This window comes from Rhizomicrobium sp. (genome assembly GCF_056722145.1).
The window spans coordinates 1-4,098 of record NZ_JBWZET010000243.1 but is presented as its reverse complement, the minus strand read 5'-3'; the positions used below and the strand labels follow the sequence as shown (position 1 = coordinate 4,098).

Genomic DNA, 4,098 nt, shown 5'->3' with positions numbered 1-4,098 from the left:
GCGCCAGACCACTCACGCCTGACGCTTGGCAAAAAAATGGCGGACCGAACGGGCCCGCCAAGTTCAGGGAGAGACAGGTAAGGCTCAGCCGGGAACTGCGAGGCCCTCGAACAGCGCCGTGGTGAGATAGCGTTCGGCGAAATCGGGAATGATCACGACGATGGTCTTGCCGGCGAATTCGGGGCGCTGACCGACTTCGAACGCCGCCGCCACCGCCGCGCCCGCCGAAATGCCGACCGGAATGCCTTCCGACCGTGCCAGCTTGCGCGCCGTGGAAAGTGCGGATTCATTCGAAATGGTGACGATCTCGTCGTAGACCGAGGTGTCGAGCACCGGCGGCACGAAGCCCGGTCCGATGCCCTGAATCTTATGCGGCCCCGGCTTGCCGCCCGACAGCACCGGCGAGTCTTCCGGTTCGACCACGATGATCTTCACGGGCTTGCGCTTCTTCAGCACCTGGCCGACGCCGGTGATGGTGCCGCCGGTGCCCGAGCCGGCGACTACCACATCGACATCGCCATGGGTGTCGTTCCAGATCTCTTCGGCGGTGGTGCGGCGGTGGATTTCCGGGTTGGCGGGATTCTCGAACTGGCGCGGGCTGACGGCGTCGGGAATTTCGTTGATCAGCTCCTGCGCCCGGGCGATGGCGCCTTTCATGCCGCCAGCCGCCGGCGTCAGCACCAGTTCGGCGCCGAGGAAGGCCAGCATCTTGCGCCGCTCGATCGAGAATGATTCCGGCATGGTGAGGATCAGCTTGTAGCCGCGCGCCGCCGCCACGAACGCCAGCGCAATGCCGGTATTGCCGCTGGTCGGCTCGACCAGGGTCGTCTTGCCGGGCTCGATCTTCCCCTCGCGTTCGAGGGCATCGATCATGGCGACGCCGATGCGGTCCTTCACCGACGCGATCGGATTGAAGAACTCGAGCTTGAGCAGAATGTTCGCCTGAACGCCCTCGGCCTGCGGCAGCCGCGCCAGCTTGACGAGAGGCGTGTTGCCGATGGTGTCGGTGATCGAGGTGTAAACGTGACCGCGTCCCGGAACGCGGAAGGTGGGAGCATCAGAGATAGCGGCGGACATGGCGAATTCTCCTGTTCAATGCGCGTAATTGCATCGTTGTACAGAAGCGTACGCCGCTAAACACGAGTTGTCCAGTCGAGATACGATAGAAGATTTATTTCACAACAATTTTCTGTTTTAACTCACTCCAGGATCGCAGCTGTACACTCCGACGGTAACCGACGCGGCACTGTGCGGTCGCACTCCCGATTGCAGCTGAAATCCCCGGATCACCACGGCATTGCCCGCATCCTTAGCAGCGAGCTCCACCGCCCGCTGCAGCGCGGCGGCGTACAGGTCCGGGTCGGCCAGCGACACGGCAGTGCCGGTAAGATCGGCGATGAATCGACACGATTTCGCCTGCCCGAACGTGATCATTTTGACGCTGTCCGCGCCGGAATGACGAACATCCGGCGCGCTCTGACACCCCACCAACAAACCTGCACAAAAAACGGCAACGCCCAGTCGGACAGCACCCAACGCAACCCCCTAGCCCCAAATCTGGGAGCGGCCTTAGCCGAGGGGAACCTTAATTGCTATTGGGAACATTGCGGATGCACTCTGTAAGCGTTTGAAATAGAATTAAGATCGGCGCCCGGCCGCCGCTAAGCTATTTATACGTGTGTAATTATCGGGGCATTACTCGCGTCACCGCGCGCCCCTCGACTTGCCCAACGCGGGTTGTGCCAAATCGTCGCGACGCTCACTCCGCCCGTTCCCGATCCGTCGAGGCGACCGGGTTGGTCATGAAACTGTGCGCGCTGCGCCGCACCTTCTTGCGCGCGCGCCCTCGCCAAGCCTAAACGGAGCGGTCACCAGAACCGAGCTGCCGATGTCCGATCCCACTCCGATCACCTACAAGGATGCGGGCGTTGATATCGATGCCGGCGAGGCCCTGGTCGAGCGCATTGCGCCGGCCGCCAAAGCGACGCGCCGCCCGGGCGCCGATGCCGATCTCGGCGGGTTCGGTGGCCTGTTCGACCTCAAGGCGGCCGGGTTTGTCGATCCGGTGCTGGTCGCGTCCACCGACGGCGTCGGCACCAAGCTCAAGATTGCCATCGACACCGGCCATTACGATGGCCTCGGCCAGGACCTCGTGGCGATGTGCGTTAACGACATCGTGGTGCAGGGCGCCGAGCCGCTGTTCTTCCTCGACTACTACGCCACCGGCAAATTGAAGGTCGATGCCGCCGCCAGGGTGATCGCCGGCATCGCGCGCGCCTGCAAGGAGTCCGGCTGCGCCCTGATCGGCGGCGAAACCGCGGAAATGCCCGGCCTCTATTCCGCACACGATTTCGACCTCGCCGGCTTCTCGGTCGGTGCGGTGGAGCGCGGCGCCATCCTGCCCAAGACCGCCGACATGAAAGCCGGTGACGTCCTGATCGGCATCGGTTCGTCGGGGGTTCATTCCAACGGCTTTTCGCTGGTGCGCCGCGTCGTCGAGCATGTCGGCGCCGATTACGATTCCTGCGCCCCGTTCGCCAATCCGCTGACCCTCGGCGAGGCCCTGCTGACGCCGACCCGACTCTATGTGATGAGCGCGCTGGCGGCGATCAAGACCGGCGGCGTCAAGGGTCTCGCCCACATCACCGGTGGCGGCCTCACCGAAAACACGCCGCGGGCGTTGCCGGCCGGGCTCGATGCCGAAATCGACCTCGCCGCCTGGGCGTTGCCCGGCGTGTTCGATTGGCTGGCGCGCGGCGGCTCGATTCCGGCCGACGAGATGCTGCGCACCTTCAATTGCGGCATCGGCCTGATCGCGGTGGCGGCGCCGGACAAGGCCGAGGCGGTGCTGGCAGCCTTCCGCGACAACGGCGATACGGCCCAGGTGATCGGCGCGCTGGTGGCGGGCGACGGCGAAGCGAAAGTGCGATATCGGGGGAAACTGAGACTATGAAGCGCGTCGGCATCCTGATCTCCGGTCGCGGCAGCAACATGCGCTCGCTGATCGCGGCGGCCGCCATGCCCGACTTCCCGGCCGAGATCGAGCTGGTGGTGTCCAACATCGGCAATGCCGAGGGGCTCACCTACGCCGCCCAATCCGACATCCCCAGCATCGTCATTCCCCACAAGGCCTACGAAACGCGCGAGGCGTTCGACCGGGCGCTCGATACCGCCCTCATCAATGCCGGCGTCGAAATCGTCTGCCTCGCCGGCTTCATGCGCATCCTGTCGGACTGGTTCGTGCGCCGCTGGGAAGGGCGCCTGATCAACATCCACCCGTCGCTGCTGCCGCTGTTCAAGGGCGTGCACGTCCACGAACAGGTGCTGCTGTCGGGCATGCGGGTGTCGGGCTGCACCGTGCATTTCGTGGTGCCCGAACTCGACGCCGGCCCGATCATCGCCCAAGTCGCGGTGCCGGTGGCGATCGACGACACCCCCGACACGCTGGCCGCCCGCGTGCTGGTGGAAGAGCACAGGCTGTATCCCGCCGCGCTGAAACTTCTCGCCGAAGAGCGGGTGCGCCTTAAGGATGGCCACGCCGTGTTTGTGAAGGGCTGAAGCGATGGCCAAGACCGGCAGTTTCCTGCGCCGTTTAGGGCTGTTGCGGCTGCTGGTGTTCTTCTTCGTGCTGACACTGGCCTATGGCGCGCCGCAATACTTGCTGCAACTCCAGATTCTGCCGCACACCGCCAAGGATATGCGCCCGATCACCGTGTTCGGGGTTGATGTCGTCATCTGCATTCTCATCATCAGCCTTTATGGGCTGCTGGTCGGACTGCTGGAACGCCGCCACATCATCGAACTCGGATTGCGCCGCGGCGTGAAACTGGTGGTCGGCGGTTTTGTTCTGGCGATCGTATTGTTCGCGCTCGTCTATGGCGGACTGTTCGCGGCCAAGGCGGCCACCTGGCAAGGCTTCGGGAGCGCCCCGCTGCTGCTGCCGATAGCGGCAATGACGATCCTGTCGGGCATCTGCGAAGAGGTCATTTTCCGCGGCGGGATTTTCCGCATCATCGAAGACATGTTCGGCACCAGCGTGGCGCTGCTGTTCTCGGCCGCGCTCTTCGGGCTGTTGCATCTGTACAATCCGCACGCGAC

5 protein-coding genes are annotated in these 4,098 nt (G+C 64.1%); 3 read left to right on the top strand and 2 right to left on the bottom strand.

Annotation, left to right across the window (positions count from 1 at the left end; genetic code table 11):
- Positions 1 to 84: 84 nt before the first annotated feature.
- A complete protein-coding gene (cysK, locus tag AC1P6P_RS13165; protein ID WP_481402903.1) occupies positions 85 to 1,077 on the bottom strand; it encodes a cysteine synthase A in 993 nt (330 codons plus the stop codon).
- Positions 1,078 to 1,194: 117 nt separating this feature from the next.
- The gene (locus AC1P6P_RS13160) at positions 1,195 to 1,434 is read right to left on the bottom strand and encodes a hypothetical protein (protein WP_481402902.1); all 240 of its coding nucleotides are present in this window, start codon (positions 1,432 to 1,434) and stop codon (positions 1,195 to 1,197) included.
- Positions 1,435 to 1,888: 454 nt separating this feature from the next.
- On the opposite strand from AC1P6P_RS13160, the gene purM reads away from it, so the two are divergent.
- The 3 genes from purM to AC1P6P_RS13145 form a co-directional block, all read left to right on the top strand.
- Positions 1,889 to 2,953 (top strand): phosphoribosylformylglycinamidine cyclo-ligase, encoded by a 1,065-nt coding sequence (gene purM / locus AC1P6P_RS13155; protein ID WP_481402901.1) that lies wholly within the window; start codon positions 1,889 to 1,891, stop codon positions 2,951 to 2,953.
- The gene (gene purN / locus AC1P6P_RS13150; RefSeq protein WP_481402900.1) at positions 2,950 to 3,558 is read left to right on the top strand and encodes a phosphoribosylglycinamide formyltransferase; all 609 of its coding nucleotides are present in this window, start codon (positions 2,950 to 2,952) and stop codon (positions 3,556 to 3,558) included. The genes purM and purN overlap by 4 nt, the downstream gene beginning before the upstream one ends.
- A gap of 4 nt (positions 3,559 to 3,562) precedes the next feature.
- Positions 3,563 to 4,098 (top strand): CPBP family intramembrane glutamic endopeptidase (locus AC1P6P_RS13145; protein ID WP_481402899.1); only part of this gene is annotated, 536 nt, incomplete at its 3' end.